The 24,141-nt window shown below is 65.2% G+C and carries 16 protein-coding genes and 1 tRNA gene; 16 read left to right on the forward strand and 1 reads right to left on the reverse strand.

Annotated features, from left to right (window positions below):
- From ACQ3I4_RS03265 to ACQ3I4_RS03335, 15 genes are all read left to right on the forward strand, one after another.
- A partial coding sequence (locus ACQ3I4_RS03265; RefSeq protein WP_430632801.1) for an IS256 family transposase occupies window positions 1-914 on the forward strand: 914 nt, incomplete at its 5' end.
- Between the two features lie 216 nt (window positions 915-1,130).
- Window positions 1,131-2,264, forward strand: coding sequence for a hypothetical protein (locus ACQ3I4_RS03270; protein ID WP_421009184.1), 1,134 nt, complete (start codon window positions 1,131-1,133; stop codon window positions 2,262-2,264).
- A 51-nt stretch (window positions 2,265-2,315) separates the two neighbouring features.
- Window positions 2,316-5,864 (forward strand): MobF family relaxase, encoded by a 3,549-nt coding sequence (mobF, locus tag ACQ3I4_RS03275; protein WP_421009185.1) that lies wholly within the window; start codon window positions 2,316-2,318, stop codon window positions 5,862-5,864.
- Window positions 5,865-6,008: 144 nt separating this feature from the next.
- Window positions 6,009-7,226: a hypothetical protein gene (locus tag ACQ3I4_RS03280; RefSeq protein WP_427385416.1), complete on the forward strand. Its 1,218-nt coding sequence runs from the start codon at window positions 6,009-6,011 to the stop codon at window positions 7,224-7,226.
- A gap of 127 nt (window positions 7,227-7,353) precedes the next feature.
- On the forward strand, window positions 7,354-7,698 hold the full coding sequence (locus tag ACQ3I4_RS03285) for a sulfate permease (protein WP_421009187.1): 345 nt from the start codon (window positions 7,354-7,356) through the stop codon (window positions 7,696-7,698).
- 136 nt (window positions 7,699-7,834) lie between these two features.
- Window positions 7,835-8,791 carry an AAA family ATPase gene (locus ACQ3I4_RS03290; RefSeq protein ID WP_421009188.1) on the forward strand — a complete coding sequence of 319 codons (957 nt, stop codon included), beginning with the start codon at window positions 7,835-7,837 and terminating at the stop codon, window positions 8,789-8,791.
- A 119-nt stretch (window positions 8,792-8,910) separates the two neighbouring features.
- Window positions 8,911-11,406 carry a S8 family peptidase gene (locus ACQ3I4_RS03295; RefSeq protein WP_421009189.1) on the forward strand — a complete coding sequence of 832 codons (2,496 nt, stop codon included), beginning with the start codon at window positions 8,911-8,913 and terminating at the stop codon, window positions 11,404-11,406.
- Between the two features lie 93 nt (window positions 11,407-11,499).
- Window positions 11,500-14,415: a hypothetical protein gene (locus ACQ3I4_RS03300; protein ID WP_427385417.1), complete on the forward strand. Its 2,916-nt coding sequence runs from the start codon at window positions 11,500-11,502 to the stop codon at window positions 14,413-14,415.
- 61 nt (window positions 14,416-14,476) lie between these two features.
- A protein-coding gene (locus ACQ3I4_RS03305) for an IS3 family transposase (protein ID WP_421008223.1) occupies window positions 14,477-15,654 on the forward strand; the annotation gives its coding sequence in 2 pieces (ribosomal slippage) (window positions 14,477-14,743 and window positions 14,746-15,654; 1,176 coding nt in all).
- Window positions 15,655-15,707: 53 nt separating this feature from the next.
- Window positions 15,708-16,175, forward strand: coding sequence for a hypothetical protein (locus tag ACQ3I4_RS03310; RefSeq protein ID WP_421008224.1), 468 nt, complete (start codon window positions 15,708-15,710; stop codon window positions 16,173-16,175).
- A gap of 115 nt (window positions 16,176-16,290) precedes the next feature.
- Window positions 16,291-16,361, forward strand: a tRNA-OTHER gene (locus ACQ3I4_RS03315).
- 223 nt (window positions 16,362-16,584) lie between these two features.
- A complete protein-coding gene (locus ACQ3I4_RS03320; RefSeq protein ID WP_329862977.1) occupies window positions 16,585-17,058 on the forward strand; it encodes an FHA domain-containing protein in 474 nt (157 codons plus the stop codon).
- Between the two features lie 3 nt (window positions 17,059-17,061).
- Entirely contained in the window at window positions 17,062-17,811 is a 750-nt protein-coding gene (locus ACQ3I4_RS03325; RefSeq protein WP_430632802.1) for a MerR family transcriptional regulator, read from the forward strand.
- 121 nt (window positions 17,812-17,932) lie between these two features.
- Window positions 17,933-18,415 (forward strand): bifunctional nuclease family protein, encoded by a 483-nt coding sequence (locus ACQ3I4_RS03330; protein WP_329862979.1) that lies wholly within the window; start codon window positions 17,933-17,935, stop codon window positions 18,413-18,415.
- Between the two features lie 245 nt (window positions 18,416-18,660).
- Window positions 18,661-19,200 (forward strand): MerR family transcriptional regulator, encoded by a 540-nt coding sequence (locus ACQ3I4_RS03335; protein WP_329862986.1) that lies wholly within the window; start codon window positions 18,661-18,663, stop codon window positions 19,198-19,200.
- A gap of 169 nt (window positions 19,201-19,369) precedes the next feature.
- On the opposite strand, the gene ACQ3I4_RS03340 is transcribed toward ACQ3I4_RS03335, so the two are convergent.
- A complete protein-coding gene (locus ACQ3I4_RS03340) occupies window positions 19,370-20,188 on the reverse strand; it encodes a ParA family protein (RefSeq protein WP_329862980.1) in 819 nt (272 codons plus the stop codon).
- A 386-nt stretch (window positions 20,189-20,574) separates the two neighbouring features.
- Between ACQ3I4_RS03340 and ACQ3I4_RS03345 the strand changes: the two genes are divergently transcribed.
- The gene (locus tag ACQ3I4_RS03345; RefSeq protein ID WP_430632803.1) at window positions 20,575-24,024 is read left to right on the forward strand and encodes a pyruvate carboxylase; all 3,450 of its coding nucleotides are present in this window, start codon (window positions 20,575-20,577) and stop codon (window positions 24,022-24,024) included.
- The last annotated feature ends 117 nt before the right edge of the window (window positions 24,025-24,141 follow it).

Raw genomic sequence — 24,141 nt, forward strand, 5'->3', positions numbered from 1 at the left:
ATGAGATGGTCCTGTCGCTCTATGCCAAGGGCCTGACCACCGGGGAAATCAGCGCGCACTTCGCCGAGATCTACGGTGCGTCCGTGTCAAAGGAGACCGTCTCGCGGATCACCGACAGGGTGCTCGACGAGATGGCCGCGTGGCAAAACCGGCCGCTGGATGAGGTCTACGCGGCGATCTTCATCGACGCCATCGTCGTCAAGGTCCGCGACGGGCAGGTCGCCAACCGGCCCGTCTACGCCGCGATCGGCGTGACGCTGGAGGGTGAGAAGGACATCCTCGGCCTGTGGGCCGGCACCGGCGGTGAGGGCGCGAAGTTCTGGATGAGCGTGCTCACCGACATCAAGAACCGCGGCGTGAAAGACACCTTCTTCCTGGTCTGCGACGGCCTCAAAGGCCTGCCCGAAGTCGTCACCAACGTCTGGCCGCTGACAACCGTGCAGACCTGCATCATCCACCTGATCCGCAATACCTTCCGCCTGGCCTCGAAGAAGGACTGGGACGCGCTCAAACGGGACGTGAAGCCCATCTACACCGCCGTGAACGCTGCGGCCGCCAGGGCGGCGTTCGAGGAGCTCACCGAGCGCTGGGGCAAGAAATACGGGGCCATCGTGCGGCTGTGGGAGAACGCGTGGGAGGAGTTCATCCCGTTCCTGGACTATGACGTGGAAATCCGGCGCGTGATCTGCTCGACCAATGCGATCGAATCCCTCAACGCCAGGTACCGGCGCGCCGTGAAGGCCCGGGGTCATTTCCCCACCGAGCAGGCTGCGCTAAAGTGCCTGTATCTGGTCACCCGATCCCTCGATCCGACCGGTGCCGGCAAGACCCGATGGGCCGTGCGTTGGAAGCCCGCTTTGAACGCCTTCGCCATCACTTTCAGCGACCGATTCCCGGCCGCTGAAAGCTACTAAAAGAAACCGCCGGATACACCGTTAATGAGATAGTCCCCACCTGCCAGGTACGCCGCTCGCCGCAGAGCCACAGCGCGAGCGTCCGTGAAGTTGTCAGCAGCCTTCGCTTCCTGACCCGCTTTTGAGCTGCCACACGTCTTTCAGAAGAGGTTCGGGCGGTTGTTCCGCTAGCGTTCTGGAGCAGGAGATCTCCGCAGGAACGAGGACGGATTACACATGGGCACCGAGCGCAACGTCGCGGTTCTGGTCGGCAATGGCCTGTCTATCGCGTTCAATCCGGACTTGAATCTTCAGCGCATCACGGAGGAGGTCCTCCGGAGGATCGAGCGGGCCGACGGTGGTGATGTCGTTGCCGCAATGCAAGAGATCGCAGAACGCACGCTCCCGGATGGGGCGAGGAGCTCCGACGACTTCGAGGCACTGGTCGGCGCGTTTGGTGCGGAATCCCGGACTCTGGACGTTTTGGACGCGCTCGCCGAACTTACAAAGCCGCGCGACAAGAAGCTTCGGAAGGCGATACGAAGAGTTACCAGGTTCGCCGAGCAGGTGCGGGACACGGGTGTGTCGCACGTCCTCGAGGTGATCGCGGAGAGGTCCCACGCGTACGTGGATGAGGCCGAGAATCTGCACCGACTTGTCGAGGCGGTCACGACCTCCTTCAGTGGACGTGTGACCATCGGGAATCTCAACTACGACACGCTTCTTCTCGCTTCATTGCTGGCAACGTGCCAGTCGGATCTAGTCGACATGGGGCACGGGTACCGTCGTGTGAACATCCTCGCGGACGGTGAAATCACACACACGGTTCAGGCTCTTCGGTCAAGCAGCGGTGAGTTCCCGGACGGCAAGAGAGTCAGGTTGCTCCACCTGCACGGGTCGCTCACTTTCTGGGCGACGCGTGATCGCAAGATATACGCAAAGCTGCCCAGGGAGTTGCTCGAAGACGGAGATCAGTGGCGGTCTGTTCGTGAACAAACTACAAATGTTCGACCGGTCGTGGTGCTGGCGAATAGAAGAGATAAAGCAGAGCATGTGGCGCGTTTCCCTTTTAGCCTCGCGTACGAGATGTTCTCTGATGGACTCTCCAACGCCGAAGATTGGCTGGTAATCGGATACTCGTTCAAAGATCATCCAGTGAACTCCGCTTTACGTTCGGAGTTCATTGACCGTGAGGTGAAGCCAAGGGTCCTCGTCGTCACCTACGGGGAAGAACCTCGTCGGCGCGACGTAGAGAGGGCTTTCGGATGGGGTACCGAAGACGGTTCATCAAAGGAATGGCTGACTATAAATAGAGACGGCGCGAGTGGTGTCGAAGACACTCGCGATTGGGAGCGTTTCGTGAACGTCTAGTGGGAATGCATCGGCCGATGCTGGTGGTAGCTTCGCGACCACCTGACCGGCATGACGGTCTCGATGCGCGTGATGTCTGCCGGCGACGGCTACAAGTACCTTCTGCGATCCGTCGCTGCCGGTGATGGTGACCGTTCCCTCTCGACGCCGTTGACGCGGTACTACGCCGAGGCAGGGAACCCGCCCGGTCACTGGCTCGGTTCCGGGCTCTCGGCGCTTGGGAGTGGCGAGCTCTACGATGGTGCGCAGGTGAGTGAGGCGCAGCTTCAGCTTCTGATCGGTATGGGCCACGACCCGATCACCGAGGCTTCGTTGGGGCGGGCGTATCAGCAGTTCGCGTCGGTCAGCGAGCGGATCGAGACCCGAACCAAAGCCCTGCCTGTTGATCTGGGGCCGTCCGCACGGGCGGAGCAGATCGTGCAGATCGAAGCCGAAGAGGCCGAGCGTGGCACGCGGCGTGCGGTGGCGGGGTTCGATTACACGTTCAGCGTCCCGAAGTCCGTCTCCGCGCTCTGGGCTGTCGCCGATGCCGGGACGCAGGCGCTGATCGCAGACGCGCATCACGCGGCGGTTGCAGAGCTGGTTGCGTTCATGGAGCGCGAGGTTGCATCGACCAGGGTGGGTGCAACTGGCCCCGACGGGGCGGTTGCACACGTCGATGTCGCAGGCGTCGCCGCCGCAGCGTTCGATCACTACGACTCCCGGGCTGGTGATCCGCAGTTGCATACCCATGTCGTGGTGAGTAACAAGGTCTTCACCGTGCAGGACGGGAAGTGGCGGACGCTGGCAGGGCGGCCGATGCATCAGGCGGTGGTGGCGATCTCGGAGATGTACAACGCGGTCCTCGCCGATCAGCTCACCCGCACCCTCGGCCTGACCTGGGAAGCCCGAGATCGCGGACGCGACCGGAGCCCCGCGTGGGAAATCACCGGCGTCCCACAAGAACTGATCGACGAGTTCTCCACCCGAACTAGGCACATCGAGGAGGAGAAGGAACGACTCATCGCCGATTACGTCGCTCAGCACGGTAAGCAACCCACCGCCACGACCGTCCTGAAACTCCGCGCCCAAGCAACCCTCGCCACTCGCCCCGAGAAAGAGATCCACTCACTCGCCGAACTCACCACCGACTGGCGCGGCCGCGCTCGCCGCATCCTCGGCCAGGACGCAACCGGCTGGGCACGCGAGCTCGCCACAAATGCATCCGTGCTGGTGCTGCGCGCCGACGACGTACCCCTGGAAATGATCGGTGAGATCGGGCTGGCGGTGATGGAGGCGGTCGGTGAGCGGCGCTCGACGTGGCAGCGCTGGAATCTGCACGCCGAGGCATCCCGGCAGTTGATGGGATGGCGGTTCGCCACGATGCAGGATCGGGAGGCGATCACCGGGATGGTCGCCGACGCTGCCCAACAAGCATCCCTGCGTCTGTCGCCGCCGGATCTTGCGTCGAGCCCGGTGCTGTTTCAACGGGCGGATGGGTCGAGCAGATTCCGGCCCGCGCACGCCAACATTTACTCATCAAAAACCCTCCTCGACGCCGAAGACCGTCTCCTGGAAAGATCCCGCACCACCACAGCACCCACCGTGGCGTTGGAGACAGTCGAAAAGGTCACCACTCATCCGGATCGGCAGGGTCGGGTACTCAGCGACGACCAAGCCGCAGCCCTCACCGCGATCGCCGTCTCCGGCCGCCAGATCGATGTTCTCGTCGGCGCCGCCGGGGCGGGGAAGACCACCGCTATGTCCGCCTTGCGGCAGGCATGGGAGACCGAACACGGACGAGGTTCTGTCGTTGGCCTCGCACCGTCTGCGGTCGCTGCTGCGGTGCTGGCGGAGGACCTCGGGATCGCGACCGAGAACACAGCGAAATGGTGGAGCAACCACACCCTCCACGGCACCACCTTCCAAGCCGGTCAGCTCGTCATCGTCGACGAAGCCTCCCTCGCCGGAACCATCTCCCTCGACCACATCACCGATGCAGCGGCGCGGGCGGGGGCGAAGGTGCTGCTGGTCGGTGATTACGCCCAGCTCCAATCCGTCGACGCCGGCGGCGCGTTCAACCTCCTCGTCTCCGACCGTGACGATGCGCCCGAGCTGGTCGATATTCACCGGTTCACGAACGAGTGGGAGAAGACCGCCTCCTTGAGCCTGCGGCACGGACGCACCGACATCATCGACACCTACCTCGACCACCAACGAATCCACGACGGCGACGCCGACACCATCACCGACGCTGCTTATGTGGCTTGGCGAGCCGACACCCAGAACGGACGTGCGTCGATCCTGATCGCCGAGACGAACGAGACCGTCACCGCCCTGAACAACCGGGCCCGTGCTGACCTCATCATCGACGGCACCATCACCCCAGTGAAGGAGATCGAACTGCACGATGGCAGCACCGCCTCCGTCGGCGACACGGTCATCACTCGTCGTAACGACCGGAGGCTCCGCAACCGACACACCTGGGTCCGCAACGGCGACCGCTGGCAGATCACCAACGTCCGAGACGACGGCTCCATCACCATCCGTCCCCACGGACGCCGGTTCGGAGGTGCGATCATCCTGCCAGCCGCGTACGCCTCAGAATTTTTGGATCTCGGATACGCAGTCACCGCGCACAGGGCGCAAGGCGTCACCACCGACACCGCCCACACTGTCGTGACGGCAACGACGACGCGGGAGAACTTCTACGTCGCCATGACCCGCGGCCGCCACGCCAACCACGCCTACGTCGTCACCGACCAGCCCGACCACGACCATCGGCATCCGCACCCCAGCGACAACACCGACGCCACCGCGAGGTCTGTCCTCTATGGAGTGCTCCAGCATGTCGGTGCCGAGCTCTCCGCCCACGAGAGCATCACTGCGGAGCAGGAACGGTGGGGCTCGATCGCGCAGCTCGCGGCCGAGTACGAAACCATCGCCCAAGCAGCCCAACACGACCGCTGGGCCGGGCTCCTTCGCGCATCCGGTCTCACTGACGAGCAGACCGATGATGTCCTGGCCTCCGACGCCTATGGTGCGCTGTCTGCCGAACTCCGACGTGCAGAAGCCAACCACCACAACATCGACGCCCTGCTTCCGCGCCTGATCCAGGCCCGGCCGCTCGGCGATGCCGACGATCTTGCCTCTGTCATCCATCACCGTGTCGAACGCGCTACCGCACGCCCCGCTGGCTCCGGGCGTACTCGCCGTGCGCCACGTCTGATCGCTGGGCTCGTCCCGGAGGCCACTGGCGCTATGACGCCAGAGATGCGGCGTGCGCTCGATGAACGACGAATGCTTATCGAGCAACGAGCCGTTTTCTGCCTCGACACCGCGGTGACCAACGCAGAGCCTTGGCTGACAGCCCTCGGCACGCCGCCCACAGAGCCTTGGGAGAGTGCGACTTGGCGGCAATGCGCGACGGTGATTGCTGCCTATCGCGACCGCTACGGCGTCACGACTACGTCAGCGCTTGGCGCAGCGGAATCGACCAGGCAGAAGATCGACGAGGCCCGCGCCCGGAATGCCTACGACCAACTACACGACTTGACTCGATCGCGTATGGAAGTTCCTTCTCGCCGCACGTCGTCAGGTGTTGCCCTCGGAGGCCTCTGATTCGCGCGTGGTGTCTACTGCGACACGGGCTCGTCAGGGCCGCGATGTCGGACCCCCTCGGTAGAATCGAGCTGTGATTCTCACCACCTATTAGCAGCGTCGGGAACGAGCTCCAACCTCGGAACCGGGATTGGAGATCAGACAGTGCAAGAGGACGAACCAGCATCCGAGCATCGCTCGGCTATCGCAAGCGAGTTGCGACGTATTCCCTCACGAGTACACCGACTCTTGGGGATACCCGACTGGCTGCCGGAAGCGCTCGATGTCGGAGTGGCCACGCTCCACGATCTGTTGGATGACTCCGAAGAACAAGACTGGGAGAGCCGGTTTGATCGGATCGTTGTTCGTATCGAGCAGTTCTTCCCCGACGGTGTTCCAGATGAGAGAGTCACGAAGTTCCTAGAGTTCAACGAATCTGAGCTCAAGACCAGAGTCGAGCGCTACGCCGCGCGGTACAAAGACGGAAACGGCAAGCGGTTCATGAACCGGCTCCTTGGAACCAAGACGTTTGACCGACTGAAGTCGGCTGTCGAACAAGACTGGTCCCTATTTCTTGTCGGATCGCGCCGTCTGCTTCGGGCCGCGATGCCGCTCGCGCAAGCCATTGAAGATGCCGTTCTTCCGCTTTCGGCGCAGGAACGCTCTAGCCTTGGCGCACTCACAGAAGCCCAGGCAGTGCTCCTGAACAGCGCGCTGCAGATCGATCAACAGATCGGCGCATTCTTCGATAAGCGCGACATGGACTTCATTGAGCTGAATCTTCCGATACGAGATGACGAAGCCACCACACTCGACATAGATGTGTCGGAGCTGTCCACGATGATGCGCGGGTTCCTCGACAATGAGGTCCAGCGCCGTGCAGCAGAACTCAGCGATGTTCTCGCACGAAAGCTCCGTGGGTTTGAGCACGCGCTTGCCAACTCTGACGATGGCGTCTCCCAGGCCGCGTCTAGCCTGGTTGAGTTCATCGACCGATTGTTGCGGATGTCCTTCACCACTCAAGAGGTGTTGACCTGGATCGACTCGAGCTTGCCCGATGACAAGACTCTCGTGTTCGAGCGAAACGGACAGCGAGTACCGACGAAACGTGGGACAGCGCTGTGCTTCGCATACGCAGGACAGCCTCCCATGGAGAACTCGACTCTGGAGCCGTTGGTCGCGCTGAGCCTCGTGAAAGTTCGGAACGCAGCAGAGAAGCTGAAGCATGCCGATGAAGGCACACCAGAAGAAGCGGAACAGCTACGACACTTGATGCAAGCCCTCCGGGGTGCGCTGATGTTCATCTTCCGATTCAGTTGGCAGCTAATAGCCGGTGATGGTTATGACCGGCTCCGCGAGAAGTTCATGCAACACGCTGCTTAGAGGCTCTAAAGTGGATGACGAGGCGGCCTCTAAATATGTGCTGTCGCTCGTCGCGACAGTATGGCTCCACCGCTTGCGGGTGAGTCCTTCAAGGTTCTTGTCGCCGAGACCATGACAGGACTCCGCCATGCTCCGACTCATCTGGACCCTCAGCGTCCGCACCCGCAACTTCCTGCGCCGCTACATGCCCACCAACCGGCTCCTCGATGCGATCCGCACCCGCCGCGGACTCAAGTGGGGCGTCCCGGCGATGCTTCTCGCCATTCCGTACCTCCTCGGCGCAGCCGCCTTCCGAGATCTCATCGAAGACGGTGGGCCCGGATGGCTGCACCTCCTGGTTCTCCTGTGCATCTGGAACTCGATGAAGCTGACCATCATCGGACCCGTCAGCCTGGTTCTCCTGACCCATGCCCGCATCGGAGAGACACTCACCCGGCGGCGTGCTCGCCAGGCCAAGGCGGTGGACGCGTAATCCGAAATTGGCATCTGAGGCCCTCGACGCTTGTCCTGCCGCTAGCTGCATCTGTGTCGGTGCGCCTCGGTAGCCTCGGAGCTGTCAACGGTAAGATCGGACCAGATGACACCACACGCGGCTGAGGAGGCGGGACATGGCACGAGCGGACCTGCTCCTCGACCTCGTTGAGGCCGAACGTAGGGGCGATAAAGACCGATTCCGGGTGCTCGTTGAGGCTGTCATCGCCGAGGAGCGCGCCAACCAGCATCATCTCCTGGCGGATCGTCTCTCAGAGATCATCACCACAACTGGGCAGAGCCACGTCCGAGATGACAGGGCGGCAGCGATCCGTGACCTCGTCCAAGAGGTTGTTCCGACACGTCGGCTCAGCGACATCGAACTCGCCTCTGTACCCCAACGGGTCGTCACCGAGCTGATCGAAGAGCAGAAGCGGGCTGAGCTGCTACGCAGCTACGGGATCGAACCGCGAAATCGTCTTCTGCTGTCCGGGCCTCCGGGCAACGGAAAGACCAGCGTTGCTGAGGCGATCGCCGCCGAGCTGATGCTTCCGTTTTACGTCATCCGCTACGAGGGTGTTGTGTCGAGCTTCCTCGGTGAGACTGCCGCCCGGCTCGACAACGCTTTTGAGTTCGCCCGGACCCGGCGATGTGTTCTGTTCTTCGATGAGCTGGACACGATCGCGAAAGAACGGTCCGATGAACACGAGACTGGTGAAATCAAGCGGGTTGTATCGACGCTGCTGCTCCAGATCGATCGACTCCCTGCGCATGTGATCTTCGTTGGAGCGACTAACCACAGCGAGTTGCTTGATCGTGCTGCTTGGCGGCGTTTCCAGATTCGTGCGGAGCTTGACGCACCCAGCAGAGCACAGGCGACCAGGTTCTTGGAAAGTCTCGCAGTCAGGCTCGGCGGTGACCTTGGCTTCACGCCGCGCACATTGGCCGACAAGCTGGCTGGGGCCAGCTATGCCGAGCTGGAGGAGTTCGCTCTCGACGTGCGTCGTCGGGCCGTATTGGAGTTACCGGACAGCAACCTGCGTCGTATTGTGCAGGAACGTCTTGAACATAGGCGTGGTCAGGCAGCGGGGTGACCGCGGAGCGCAGGCCGCTCCTGGCATTCGGACCGCCAGTCATCGTTGATCGGCCCTCACAACCAAACCGGGACATGCCGCGTCTCACTAAGCCGGGTGCTCGGCGCCAGGGTGAGCGATTGTCTCCTCAGTTTCGCGAACTCACGGCGGCATTCGACGCCGAGCGGGCGCGACTCGCGGCGGACATGCCTGACGAGGTTGATCCCGAGTTAGTCGTCGTCTTCGACCTCGCAGGAAGTGTGAAGGACTTCCAGAACGCCATTAAGCGCATCGAAGGGCTGGAGTTCCTGTCTGAGCTTGTCGGCGACGAGGTCGATCCCGACGACGACTTCCATATGTCAGAGCGAGAGACAGGACGCACCGAAAAGTCGGTGAAGCATTCGCTATACCTTGTGATGTCGAACGCAAAGGCGATCGACGAGCTGGTGCGACTCTTCCGCAAGTGGCAGGAGAACCCGACTGCCTCCTTCGAGTATGGGCTGGGGAAATTCAAAGACGCCTTCCTGCAGTTGACAGCGATCCGGCGATGGAGCGCGGAAGACCGCATTCGAGAGACTGGACTGCGCGAGCGATGGCAAGAAACCCTCTCCATCGTCGGCCAATCGATCAGCGCCGTGAAAGTCGAGGTCGAACTCTGGCATCGGAGCGATCCGTCACAGCGAACAGCCGCCGAATCCCACGTGGAACAAGTCATCACCGCGAGCGGCGGTACCATCCTGGACCGCTCGCAGATCGGAGAGATCAGCTACCACGCCATCCTGGCGGAGCTGCCGATCCAGCAAGTCGAGGCCGTCCTCCGAGACGGAGCGACGGCTATCCGCCTCCTCACCACCGATGAGGTGATGTTCGTCAGCCCGTTCACTCCGATGAACGTTGCTCCAGCGACGCTGGACCCGGTCGCTGAGGTGCAACTTCCCATCGGCGAGCAAGTAGCAGGACTACCACGTGTCGCACTGCTGGACGGCATGCCATTCCAGAACCACGATGCGTTGGCGGGCCGACTCACGGTCGATGACCCCGACGGGATCGGCGAGGACTATGCGATGGCGGCCCGCCACCACGGGACGGCGATGGCATCGCTCATCATCCACGGTGACCTTTCCGCACCCGGTGAGCCATTGGATCGCAAGCTGTACGTTCGGCCGATCATGCGCCCACACGAGTTCCACACCGGGCATGAACAAGTCTTGCCGGACCGACTGCTACCCGACCTTCTGCACCGTGCGATCCGTCGCATGCAAGTGGGAGAATCCGGACGACCGGCGACTGCTCCGAGTGTTCGCGTCGTCAACCTCTCCATTGGCGCGCAAACGCGAGCGCTCACTCGACGGATGAGCCCAGTCGGTCGACTCCTGGATTGGCTCGCGAACGACTACAACTTGCTGTTCATCGTTAGCGCAGGCAATCACCACGACGCGATCTCGATTCCCGCAACTGACTCGCCTGATGTCGAGACGGTGCGGAAGGCCGCGACGCGCGCCGTTTACGAAACGAGTTTGCTCCGTGGCATCCTGCCGCCTGGTGATGCACTCAACTCGCTCACCGTCGGCGCAACTCATGAAGATGGATATGGTGACATTGAGCTCCCGGATACTGTCTGGGACATCACAAGTCCCAGAGCGCCGTCGCACTACAGCGCGACCGGTCCCGGTGTCGACCGCTCGATCAAGCCTGACGTCCATCACATCGGTGGACGAGCCGTCTACCTCCGGCCCGTTCACACGCCTGGCGAAGCGCAGACCACTCTGGAAATCGCTCCATCGGGAGTCACGGGACCGGGGCTCCAGGTCGCCAGCCCCGGTCGGGGAGGCGCGACGAACAGCACGGTCTTCACGTTTGGGACGAGCAATGCCACCGCCCTGGTCACTCGGGAGGCGAGCAGACTGTTCGACATCCTCGAATCCGGGACTGGCGATGCAGAGGACGCGCCTCTGCCCGACCCGCTTTACCACCCGTTGCTCGTGCGAGCCCTCCTCGCGCACGCAAGTAGCTGGGGCGAATGGGAGACGCGCCTACGTCGCGAACTCGGGCTCACGGGCCAAGACGTTCGACGCAAGCTGTCATTGTTGCTCGGCTACGGCAAGCTCGACACGGCACGGCTTGGCCGCGCGGCAACCAATCGCGCTGTGCTCATAGCAGGGGGCCTCATAGCGCGCGATCAGCGCCATACATATGAGCTTCCGCTTCCCCCGTCGCTGCGGTCGCGCTCTGCATGGCATCGCTTCACGATCACCCTCGCTTATGCCGCCCCCACAGCCGGTCAGCTCAAGCGCTACCGCGCGGCAAAGGTCTACTTCGCTACACCAGACACCCATCTTGCCGCAGGCGACCGCGTAGAGGGGGAACACTTCGCTGTGCGCCGCGGAAGCCTGCAACACGAACTCGTACAGGGCACTCAGGCAATGGTCTTCGGCGACGGTGCCGGATTCCCAATCCACATCGAGTGCATGGATGATGCGCAACGACTCCGCGCAGGCAATCGTGTCCGGTACGCGCTTGTCGTGTCCGTCGAAACTGCGGAAGAGGTTTCGACCACGATTCATGATGAAGTTCGCGCGCGGCTGCGCGAGCAGATACGGGATCGCGCGCGAGAGCGAGTCCGAGGGAATGGCTAATCTGAGCCTCCCTTATGTGGCTCGTATGGGAACTGCCGAGGCGTACATCGCAGTCAGTCTTCGATTCGACGGACTAGGCATAGGAATCGGATGATGACTGCAGACACCACTCAGGCGGTTGGAATGATCCGCTCGTTCGGCGCCTTCGCGGTTGTTGGCGCCGGGCTTTCTGCCGGTGGCTACCCGATGACGGCTCAGCTTCCCCCGCTTCTATGGCAGGCAATCGAGGACGTCCCGGAGGCGCTTATCGCGCTGCGCGAGAGAACCGGCATCGCGGGTAGCGCGAAGGAGGTCCTGAGCTCAGGTCGCAGCGCACTAGATGAAGGGTGGCGGCTGGTCCGAGCTTTCCCACTCGTCAGAACCGCTTTCCAGACAGCTTTCGCGGCGCTCGATGCTGATCGCGACCCGTCAAGTGCCCATTTCGATCTCGCCCGTCTCGTGAACAGTGGCCACATCGAGGGCGTGGTTTCGTTCAACTGGGACACCTGTGTAGAACGTGCCTACGAGCACATGTACGGCGTGGCGTTGCCAACAGGTGTGCTCCACAAGCCGCACGGCGATGCTGCTCATCCTGAGGACGATTGGGTCCTACCGGACGAAGACGGCGTGGTTTCGTCCGAAGTGCTCGATCACGTCGTCGCTTTATCGGATCGACCCCGAACACTCCTCGTACTCGGATACAGCGGAAGCGACGCAGCGGTCGTGGAGTCTTTGTTGGCACCATTGGAAGAGCGGTGGCCCGTTGTTCGAGTCGGACCGTCCGCAACCGGCGAAGGCGCAATCAGAAGCACAGCCGACACTGCTCTATCAGATGTCGCCTCCCAGCTCGTGCCACCGGACCCGCTGGCGGGTTGGAAGCACGTCACCTTCGCACGCAGTAGAAGTTTTCTCGCGGCACTGCGAGGAGAGAGACTTCGTCCTACGGATGTGAACGCATGCCCTGAGTTGCCGGCTGCGCCGAGGCTGGCTGAGCGGCTTTTGGCTTCGAGGTTTGCGACTCTTTCGGGGTCGAGCGGCACCGGAAAATCGGTGACGGCTTTTCATGCCGCACGTCGACTCAATCGCGATGGGTGGCAGGTAGTCGAGTTGAAACAGGCTGGAGTGGCGACCCCAGCAGACGTAGCGGAGTTGACGCGAATGCGGGGCCCCGTGCTTGCAGTCGTCGATGATGCCCAAGCTATTGATCGCAATGTGATCGCGGCCTTCGAGTCTTCTGTCGATGATGGTCATGCGGTGCTCTTGGTTTCGACGGAGCAGCTCGAACCGCGTGATGGCGAGATGCTCCTTGCCAATCAGGCAGTCGCTACGTTGCATGCGTACTGTCGCGCCAATCTGAACACGATTGGCCCATTAATGACTGAGCTTGACGATCGAGTCCGATGGTCGGCGTTCTCCGATACCCCCGAACAGCGCCTCGAGCTTGCGGCTCGCACGGCCACTGAGCCGTGGCTATACATGTTCGTTGCTTCCGGCGGCGAACGCCGCATCGTTGGCACGTTGGATCGCGCGGTTGAGAACATTGATGCCGCGCTGGTGTTCGCCTTCGTTTGCGTCGGACAGATGACCTCTCGCGACGCCGGTGTCACGCGAGGTGAACTCGACTCAACGGCAATGAAGATTGGAGGAGCGCGCTTCTCCTCTGACGGCGTGCTGGACACGGAACGCATTGATCGTGCGCTTCTCTTTCTGTCCAACTCAAGACTCGTTCGTGAGCAAGACGACCGTATACGCGCGTCGCATATTCGCATCGCTGAGCGTGCTCTTCAGAATTTGGGGCTCCGGGCCGAGTCAGGAATCGGAGCGATCGTGCGCGAATGCGTCCGGGCCGCCTTGCTCGACGTGCGGGTGGACGCGGCGGGTAAGTTTTGGCTTCTCCGAGTCTTCGATCGGATCGACACTTATAGATATCAATGGGCGAGTGCCCTCGTGGACGAGGAGGTCTCCGAGGCCCTGGTAGACCAGTGCCTCGGAGCATCTCCTGGCAGCGACCGCGGCGTCGCTCTCAACCTCGTGTGGACCTCTGAGTGGTTCCGCAAGTTGTCCGACCAGGCCGCCGAGGAGCTCGCAGACAGCATCATCGACTGGCTGCCGGCCATGACCTCGGAGGAAGCAAACGGATACAAATGGATGTTCAGCGGCTTGCGCTCAAGCCACGAGGCCGCTTACGAGCGCATCCGCAACTCGATTCCGGCATCGGTGATTGCTGAGCGAGTCTCTGTCGCAGGTAGTCGCCAGACAGCGATGGACTGGACACATATCATCCAGGAGTTGTGCACGGATTGGCGCACGGGGGATCTACTTGCGTGGAGCGCTGAGTTTGAACGCGGAATAGACGCAGGGGCGCTCAAGGAGTGGCTATCGATGCGAGACTCTCGATCCCATCCCTTCGAAATCTACGACTTTGTCGACGCGCTTGCTTCGATCTCCCCGCAGACGGCAGTGATCGTGTTTGACGTCTGCGCTGATGAGATACGCGAAGCAATGGAGCGCGACCTCGCAGACGCGGCCAGCAATTTTTCAGATTGGGTATTCGGCACGATGCTTATCGTCGCGATGCTTGCTGATGCTCCGTCGGCGAGCGATGCCGACGAGGAAGACGCCAAGCGCGAGCCGCACGAGTCAGATGGTGTTCGCGCGGCGTTCATGGAGGCTAAGGAGCCCGCGCTTCGCGAGCTCGCGGATGCTGTGCTCGTTGCGATGCAGAAGGTCGATTGGGTGGCCGCCACGAGGTCGCTCGAATCCAAGAAGCGCTACCAGCTTCACAACCTCGACATACTTCTCGGTTGGTTGTCCTACCTGTCGACTGACATCACGGATGAGATCGCGATGAACCTCTCTACCGATTGGCTATTGAACGTTGTAGATGAAGCGCGACAAGAGGGGTGGCCAGAGGGTCGCCCATTCGGTGCCGTAGATCATCTGCTTCACCATCTTTCTTTCGGGAATCGAGGAGCTAGCGTCGTACGTGGGTTTCTGTTAAGTAACGAGAGCGATATCGAACGGGCGTGAGGAACGAATCGGTGACAACTGATCGTTAGTGCCGGGAGGCGCTGACGGGGAGGATGTCATCATGCCCGGTCCCTATCCCAGAGAGTTCCGCGAAGACGTTGTCGCGGTCGCTCGCAGCCGCGAGAGCGGCGTCACCATCAAACAGATCGCCACCGACTTCGGTATCAGCGAAGCGACCCTGCAGAACTGGCTCCGTCAAGCCGATGTCGAGGACGGCAACCGTCCCGGCCAGACCGCCGCGGACGCCGCCGAGGCTCGGGAACTGAAGAAGCGGATCCGGTTACTCGAGCAGGAGAACGAGGTCCTCCGGCGAGCGGCGGCGTATCTGTCGCAGGCGAACCTGAAACTCGGTGGCTCCCCAAAATGACCTACCCGCTCGTATCTGAGCTCGCCGACTCGGGGATCCCCGTGACGGTGTCGTGCCGGGTCCTCAAGCTCGCCCGCCAGCCCTACTACCGGTGGCGAGGCGACCCTGTCAGGGATGCCGACGTGCTCCGCGCGTATCGGATCAACGCGCTGCACGACGCGCATTACGACGACCCGACGTTCGGCTACCGATACCTCGCCGACGAAGCCCGCCGAGCGGGGTGGCGGATGAGCAGGCGCACGGCGTGGAAGCTGTGCTCGCAGGCCGGGATCCTCTCCTCGGCGCAACGGCGGCGACGCGGGAAGGGCAAGAAGGCCGGGCCGCCGGTGTTCGACGATCACGTGCAGCGTGTGTTCCGCGCCGACGCCCCGAACAGGCTCTGGCTCACCGACATCACGGAGCACTGGACTGCCAAGGGCAAGCTCTACTGCTGCGCGATCAAAGACGTGTTCTCCAACCGGATCGTCGGCTACTCCATCTCGGATCGGATGACCGCGAAGCTCGCCGTCGACGCCGTCCGAAACGCCGTCGCCCGCCGCGGTGAGGTTGCCGGGTGCATCCTGCATGCCGATAGGGGTAGCCAGTTTCGCAGCCGGGCCATGGCCCGCGAGTTGCGCCGTCACGACATGGTCGGATCGATGGGCAGAGTCGGCGCCGCCGGGGACAACGCGGCCATGGAGTCGTTCTGGTCGCTGCTGCAGACGAACGTTCTCAACCAGCAGCGGTGGGCAACTCGGCAGGAGCTGCGGCTCGCGATCGTCGTCTGGATCGAGCGGAAGTATCACCGCCAGCGCGCCCAGGACACCCTCGGCGGCTTGACGCCCATCGAGTTCGAAGCCAAGCTAACCGAGCCGCTCACACTCGCGGCCTAAACCGAACCTGTCACCAGTTCGTTCCTCACGCCCAACCGTTCCCTTCCACGCTCGTGAAGCTCTATCCCGACCTGGCAGTCCGTTGGCTCAAGCAAGGAAGGCTCGTTGAGGTCCACGGGCCGCGCGGGTCTGGATGGAGCAGTATTTCTGCTGATTTGGAAGCCGTAGCCCTCGTCGACCGGGAGGCCGCAGGAAGTTGGCTTTCCCAGATGCACAGCGACCTGCTTGCCGCACTCAACCAGCCGCAGAAGCACGACTTGGTTGATGCCGGCCGCTTCATCGCGTTGGCGGACTCGTTGGACTCATCCGTGCTCGATTCAGTGATCGCGCAGCTCGACAGCCAACGCACACAGGACAGTTGGTCGGCGAGGTGGGAAGACGCACGCGACGCTCTGCGGCCGATGCTCCGCCGCGTCTCACTGGTTGCCTGTGACGCAGCGAACACGGCCAGGGCATTGCTCCGTCAGGACGAGGTTCAGGTGGTCCAGGACAGCCAGGCCGGTGGCAACGAGGCCAGCTAATTCGGTACATCCGCCGCCGTGGATGAAGTGGACCAATTAGGTGACCAACAACCTGCAAACCCTGCGAAATGTGACGCGCAGAGCGCGCTCCTGAAACGCAAAACCCCTGGTCAGGTGGGCTATGAGCCTTGTTCCTGCCACCTGGGGGTCAGGAGGTCGTGGGTTCGAATCCCGCTAGCCCGACCAGCAAGGGCCCCTGCCGGAACCGAAAGGTCCGGCAGGGGCCTTTTTGGTCCAGCCGACCGCTCCGGACGCCTCGCGGCTCCGGGGGCGGTCTGCCGCAGCAGCGGACCGGAAGGTAGGCTAGGCTGGAATGAGCAGGAACGCCGGAAACGGGTCATGGGCGCCCGTTGCGCCGGACGGTTCCGGGGTGCCATATGGGAGCGATGAGGGAGGAACCTTGATGGCCGTGGACGACAGCTTGGGAGACGCCGGGCGGGTACCGGGCGAATCGGTGGCGGAGACCACCAGCATCAGCCTGCCTCCCCTGGCCGACGGGCCGGCCGCCGACGTCCCGCTGTCCACCGAGGAACGGGCCGCCGTGTCGGCGCTGCCCGTCGGATCCGCCCTGCTCATCGCCCACTCCGGGCCCAACCGAGGTGCCCGCTTCCTCCTGGACCAGGAGCTGACGACGGCCGGCCGGCACCCCGAGGCCGACATCTTCCTCGACGACGTCACCGTCTCCCGCAAGCACGCCGAGTTCCGGCGGGGCGAGGGCGGCTTCCAAGTCGTCGACGCCGGCAGCCTCAACGGCACCTACGTCAACCACGACCGCATGGACGCCGTGGGCCTGCGCACCGGATCCGAGGTCCAGATCGGCAAGTTCCGCCTGACCTTCTACGCCGGCACCGTCCCCTCCTCGAGCGGCCAGGGGCAGCGGTAGCCCGTGGCCTCCACGTCCCACGCCCGGCGGACCTCCGGGTCGACCGCCGACGCCCCCCGTCCCTCGGTCCTGAACATCGGCGAGGTCCTCTCCGAGTTGTCGGCGGACTTCCCCCAGACGACGGCGTCGAAGATCCGCTTCCTCGAGGAGAAGGGGCTGATCACGCCCCAGCGGACCGCGGCGGGCTACCGGAAGTACACGCCGGGAGACATCGACCGGCTCCGTTTCATCCTCGCGTTGCAGCGGGACCAGTACCTTCCGCTCAAGGTCATCAAGGACTACCTCGACACCGTGGACCGGGGCGAGCGTCCGGAGCAGCTGCCGGGCGGCATCACGCTGGCCCCGCGGACCGTGACCGAGCAGTTGGCCCATGAGCTCGCGGGACACACCCGCGACCGCACCCGGGCCGAGCTCCAAGGGGCCACCGGGGCAGGCACCGAGCTCATCGACGAGCTCCTGGCCTACGGCATCATCGCCGAGGAGGACCAGCGCTTCGACGAGCACGCTGTGCGGATCGTCGCGGCCAGCGTCAAGCTCGCCGCACACGGGATCGAGCCGCGTCACCTGCGCCCGTTCCGGGCCGCCGCCGACCGCGAACTCGGCCTCGTCGAACGAGCCGTCGCCCCCCTGACGACGCGCCGGGACGTCTCCTCCCGCGCCCGCGCGGCCGAGACCGCCCGCGAGATCAGCGACGCCTGCCTGGCCCTGCACTCGGCGCTCGTGCAGGGCGCCATCTCGCGTCTGGACCACTAGGGCCCCACTCCGTTGCGCCGGACCGGGACGGAGTCCTCACCCGACCACTGGCATCGCGCCCGGGGACCGCTAGGCTGGACGTCAAGCGAAGCCACCGCCACGAGGATCCAGGAGGCCGGACATGCGGGAGATCGAAGTCGTCGGAGTCAGGATCGAACTGCCCAGCAACCAGCCGCTCGTCCTGCTCAAGGAGGCCCAGGGGCCGCGGCACCTGCCGATCTGGATCGGTGCCCCGGAGGCCTCCGCGATCGCCATGAGCCTGCAGGGCATCGAGACCCCGCGCCCCATGACGCACGACCTGTTGGCCTCGGTCGTCGAAGCGCTGGGCCGCAAGCTCCTCGAGGTCCGGCTCGTGGCCGTCAAGGACACCGTGTTCTACGCCCAGCTGGCGTTCGACGGCGGAGTCGAGGTCGATTCCCGCGCCTCGGACGCCGTCGCACTGGCCCTGCGGGTGGGATGCCCACTGACCTGCGCCGAGGACGTGCTGGAGGAGTCCGGCGTCCTCGTCAGCGACGACGGGCGTTCGAGCGAGGGCGAGGAGGCCGAGCTGCGGGAGTTCCGCGAGTTCCTCGCCGACGTCGAACCCGAGGACTTCGAGACCTAGCGACACGCCCTCAAGTTAAGCTTGAAGGTCTTTGACCTGACGGCCGTTCGGTCGTACCGTCAAGGCATAGAGATTTGACAGCCGGGCCGACGCCTGCGGCCGGCACCGAGGATGGAGGCGTCCCGGTGTCGGACGGTCGTGCCAGGCAAGCTTCCCCGTCGCGGGAGGCCTCGACAAGGAGGGTTCACGTGAGCCGGAGCAGTGATCACCGCACGTCGTCGGGCGGCGGTGCGGGGCAGCCGCCCGTGGGCCTGGCCCAGGGCCTGCTGTTCTCCGAGGACCTTCCCGTGCTGGACGAGGACGCGGGCTACCGCGGCCCGATCGTCTGTAAGGCGGCGGGGATCACCTACCGCCAGCTGGACTACTGGGCGCGTACCGGACTCGTGGAGCCCGCTGTCCGCGGCGCCAAGGGCTCCGGTTCGCAGCGCCTGTACAGCTTCCGCGACATCCTCGTGCTCAAGGTCGTCAAGCGGCTGCTCGACACGGGCGTGTCCCTCCAGCAGATCCGCACCGCCGTGTCCCACCTGCGCGAGCGCGGCGTCGAGGACCTGGCCCAGATCACGCTCATGAGCGACGGCGCGTCCGTCTACGAATGCACGTCGGCGGATGAGGTCATCGACCTCGTCCAGGGCGGGCAGGGCGTCTTCGGCATCGCCGTCGGACGGGTCTGGCGCGAGGTCGAGGGGAGCCTGTCCGAGCTCCCCAGCGAACATGCCGCCGAGGAAGAGGCCTTCCCGCAGGACGAGCTCAGCGTCCGCCGGGCCGCGAAGAAGTCCGCCAGCTAGCCTCCGGACGGCGCCTGGGTCCCCGGGCCGCGGGCGCGCCCCGATTTCCAGAAGAGGCCACGGCCCCACCGCGAGTCGGTGGGGCCGTGGCCTTTCGTGCGGAATGCTCCGACGGCGGCCCCTGGGCCAGGGCGGTCCCTCGGCGTCGGTCGCCGCGACGGAGTCGGCGTCAGCGCTTGCGGCTGCGGCGGCTGCCGGAGTCGGTGACGTTGCGGAGCAGCTCGTCGAACAAGCCGGCCGACTGCCGCGCGGAGTCCCCGGGCCACTGGTGCACGGCGTAGGCGGCACCCTGGATCTGCTGCCAGTTGGCCTGCTCGGGCAGGACGGGGGAGAGCAGGGATCCGCCGAACATCGAGCGCATCTCCTCGAGCCGGAACCGCTGCTCGGCCGAGGAGGAACGGTACCGGTTGGCGACGACGCCGGCCGTGGAGACGTCGGGCGCGAACTCGCGGCGGAAGAGGTTCAGCGCGCGCATCGTCCGCTCGGTACCGGCCACGGAGAAGAGGCTCGGCTCGGCGACGAGCAGGACGGAGTTGCTGGCCGTCCAGGCCATGCGGGTCAGGCCGCTGAGCGACGGCGGGCAGTCGATCAGGACGAGCGAGTAGCCGGAGACGCGGGACAGCAGGGTCTTGAGCCGGCGAAGGTCGCGGACGCGTAGATCGGGGCGGTCGTAGATGCCGGCGAAGGCCCCGCCCACGGCCACGTCCAGGACCGGGGTGCGCGCCGCATCGGCGGCCGCCGCCCGCGCCACCCAGGGGCTTGTCGTGGCGGACGCGCCCAGATCTGCCTTGCGCGCCGCCTTGAGCAGGTGTCCGATGTCGGTCCCGGGTGCGGCCTGGACGCCGAGGCCGGTGCTCGCGTCGGCGTGCGGATCGAGGTCGATCACGAGGGTGGGAGTGCCCGCGGCGAGCGCCGCCGAGGCCAGGCCCAGTGTTACGGAGGTCTTGCCGACGCCACCCTTGAGACTGCTGATGCTCACTACCTGCACGGAACGGACCACGACCTCTTCTGTGTTGCTTCCCTGTTTCGGCTCACCGTCCATCATAAGGTTGCGCCGCAGTGGCACTGGACAGGCGCGGGACGCGCGCTGCCGCGCCGCCGCCCGGACCGCTGGCCCGTCTCCCCGGCCCGGAGGTACGACGGCGGATCGGACCCGGTCCCGGAGCGGAAGCGGGGCCCGGGCCCCGTCCCGGACGGGGTCGCCGGCGGCCTTCCGTGCGTGACGGAGGGGCGCGTAGCAATGTTTCTGGGTGTGCCGTGCGCCACGGTAGGGTGACATCAGTTCCCGGCCCACGGGCGTTGGACCCGAGTACGACGGCGTGCCGGGCCGGAGGGCTGCAGGAACCGTCCATCCCTTGAGTTTCCAGGAGCACCATGTTTTCGAAGGTTCTGGTGGCCAACCGCGGCGAGATCGCGATTCGTGCGTTCCGTGCCGGTTACGAGCTCGGCGCGAAGACCGTGGCCGTATACCCGTATGAGGATCGGGGGTCGATCCACCGGCAGAAGGCCGACGAGGCCTATCAGATCGGCGAGGAAGGCCATCCGGTCCGGGCGTACCTGGACGTGCCGGAGATCATCCGGGTGGCGAAGGAGTCCGGGGCGGACGCGATCTACCCGGGCTATGGCTTCCTGTCGGAGAACCCGGAACTGGCCCGCGCGGCGCGCGAGGCCGGGATCACGTTCGTCGGTCCTCCGCCGGAGGTGTTGGAGCTGGCGGGCAACAAGGTCGCCGCGCTGAAGGCCGCCCGTGAGGCGGGCGTTCCGGTGCTGCGTTCCTCGGAGCCGAGCGACGACGTCGAGTTCCTCCTCGGGGCGGCGGACGAGATCGGCTTCCCGATCTTCGTCAAGGCCGTCGCGGGAGGCGGCGGGCGCGGCATGCGACGCGTCGACACCCGTGAGGCGCTGCCGGACGCGCTCTCGGCCGCGATGCGCGAGGCCGGGACGGCGTTCGGGGATCCGACGGTGTTCCTCGAGCAGGCCGTGCTGCGTCCGCGCCATATCGAGGTGCAGATCCTGGCCGATGGCGCGGGGAACGTGGTGCACCTCTTCGAGCGGGACTGCTCGCTGCAGCGCCGGCACCAGAAGGTCATCGAGATCGCGCCGGCCCCGCAGCTGGACGATTCGATCCGGCAGGCGCTCTTCGCCGACGCGGTGAAGTTCGCCAAGGCCCTGGACTACCAGAACGCGGGAACGGTGGAGTTCCTGGTCGACACGGTCGGCGAACGCGCCGGCCAGCACGTGTTCATCGAGATGAACCCGCGCATCCAGGTCGAACACACCGTGACCGAGGAGATCACCGACGTCGACCTCGTCTCGGCCCAGATGCGCATCGCGGCGGGGGAGACGCTGGAGGACCTGGACATCCGGCAGGAGGACTTGCGGGTCCGCGGCGCGGCGCTGCAGTGCCGCATCACCACGGAGGACCCGGCCAACGGCTTCCGTCCGGACGTGGGCACCATCACGGTCTACCGTTCCGCGGGCGGGTCCGGCGTGCGCCTGGACGGCGGGACGATCTACACGGGGGCGGAGGTCTCCCCGCACTTCGATTCGATGCTGGTGAAGCTGACGTGCCGCGGGCGGGACTACGAGATGGCGGTGCTCCGGGCCCGGCGCGCGCTGGCGGAGTTCCGGGTGCGCGGGGTCGCGACGAACATCCCGTTCCTGATGAACGTGCTGGATGATCCGCAGTTCGTGGCCGGGGACGTCGCGACGGACTTCATCGACTCGCGCCCGGACCTGCTGCTGGGCAACCGTTCCCAGGACCGGGGCACGAAGGCGCTGACGTTCCTGGCGGACGTGACGGTGAACAAGCCCCACGGGGAACGCCGGGAGGGCATCGATCCGCGGGAGAAGCTGCCGTACTACCCGGGGGACAAGTCCGAGGAGCCGTTCCGTTCCCCCTTCGACGGGCCGTCCTCGCACGAGCCCGCTCCGGGCTGGCGGCAGCGCTTGCTGGAGCTGGGCCCGGAGGGCTTCGCGAAGGCGCTGCGGGCCCAGGAGGCGGTGGCGGTGACGGACACGACGTTCCGCGACGCGCACCAGTCGCTGCTGGCCACACGCGTGCGGACCCGGGACCTGCTGGCCGCGGCCCCGGCGTTCGCGCATACCCTGCCGCAGCTGTTCTCGATGGAGGTCTGGGGCGGGGCGACGTACGACGTCGCGCTGCGCTTCCTCGGCGAGGACCCGTGGGAACGCCTGGCGCTGCTGCGCGCGGAGCTGCCGAACATCCCGCTGCAGATGCTGCTGCGCGGGCGCAACACGGTCGGCTACACCCCGTACCCGACCGAGGTCACGGACGCGTTCGTGAAGGAGGCGGCGGAGACCGGGATCGACATCTTCCGGATCTTCGACGCCCTGAACGACGTCTCGCAGATGGAACCGGCGATCCGCGCGGTGCGGGCCACGGGCACGGCGGTCGCCGAGGTCGCCCTGTGCTACACGGGCAACCTGCTGGACCCGGACGAGGACCTCTACACCCTGGACTACTACCTGGACCTGGCGCAGCGGATCGTGGACGCCGGCGCGCACATCCTGGCGATCAAGGACATGGCGGGCCTGCTGCGCCCGGCGGCCGCGGCGAAGCTCGTCGCCGCGCTGCGCGAGCGCTTCGAGCTGCCCGTGCACCTGCACACCCACGACACCGCGGGCGGGCAGCTCGCCACGCTCATGGCCGCGATCGACGCGGGCGTGGACGCCGTGGACGTCGCGACGGCCTCGATGGCCGGGACCACGTCCCAGCCCCCGGCCTCGGCCCTCGTCGCGGCCCTCGCGCACACCGCCCGGGACACGGGCATCCCGCTGGCCGCGGCCGCGGCGATGGAGCCGTACTGGGAATCGGTGCGGGCGTTGTACGCGCCGTTCGAGTCGGGCCTGGCCGGGCCGACGGGGCGGGTCTACCGGCACGAGATCCCGGGCGGGCAGCTCTCGAACCTGCGCCAGCAGGCGATCGCGCTGGGCCTGGGCGAGCGTTTCGAGGCCATCGAGGACATGTACACGGCGGCGAACAACATCCTGGGCCGCCTGGTCAAGGTCACCCCGTCCTCGAAGGTCGTGGGCGACCTGGCCCTGCAGCTCGTGGGCATGAACGTGGACCCGGCGGCGTTCGAGGCCGACCCGGCCGCGTTCGACATCCCGGAATCGGTCATCCAGTTCCTCGCCGGGGAGCTCGGGGACCCGCCGGGCGGCTGGCCCGAGCCGTTCCGCTCCAAGGCGTTGGCCGGGCGCAGCGTGAAGACCCGCGTCGAGGAGCTCGACGCCGAGGACCAGAAGGGGCTGCGGGCCGATTCGGCGACCCGCCGGGCGACGCTGAACCGCCTGCTCTTCCCCGGCCCGGCGCGGGACTTCGAGAAGACCCGCAGCGAGTACGGCGACGTGTCGATGCTGCATACCCGGGACTACCTCTACGGGCTCACCCTGCACCACGAGCACGTGATCTCCCTCGGCAAGGGCGTGCGCCTGCTGGCCACCCTGCAGGCCATCAGCGAGCCCGACGAGAAGGGCATGCGCTCCGTGATGTGCACGCTCAATGGTCAGATGCGCCAGATCATCGTCCGCGATAGGAACGTGGAATCCACCGTGAAGTCGGCCGAGAAGGCCGACCCGGCCAACCCCGGCCACGTCCCCGCCCCGTTCGCCGGCGCCGTCACCGCGGTCGTCGCGGTCGGCGACACCGTCGAGCCCGGCGGGACGGTCGCCACGATCGAGGCCATGAAGATGGAGGCCGCGATCACCTCCCCGGCCGGCGGCAAGGTCGCCCGGCTCGCGATCGACGGCACCGCCCAGGTCCAGGGCGGCGACCTCCTGGTGGTCATCGACCCCGCCTGAGGCACTCCTCGCGCAGCGCCAGCCGACGGGGCGGCCGTACTCCGGTGCGGCCGCCCCGCGGTGCGCTAAGGTGAGTGCTGACCCGGGCCCTGGCGGCCCTCCCCGACGCACCGAGGA

The sequence above is a fragment of the Zafaria sp. Z1313 genome (assembly GCF_050563205.1).
In the GTDB taxonomy this organism is placed as follows: Bacteria; Actinomycetota; Actinomycetes; order Actinomycetales; family Micrococcaceae; genus JAZDCJ01.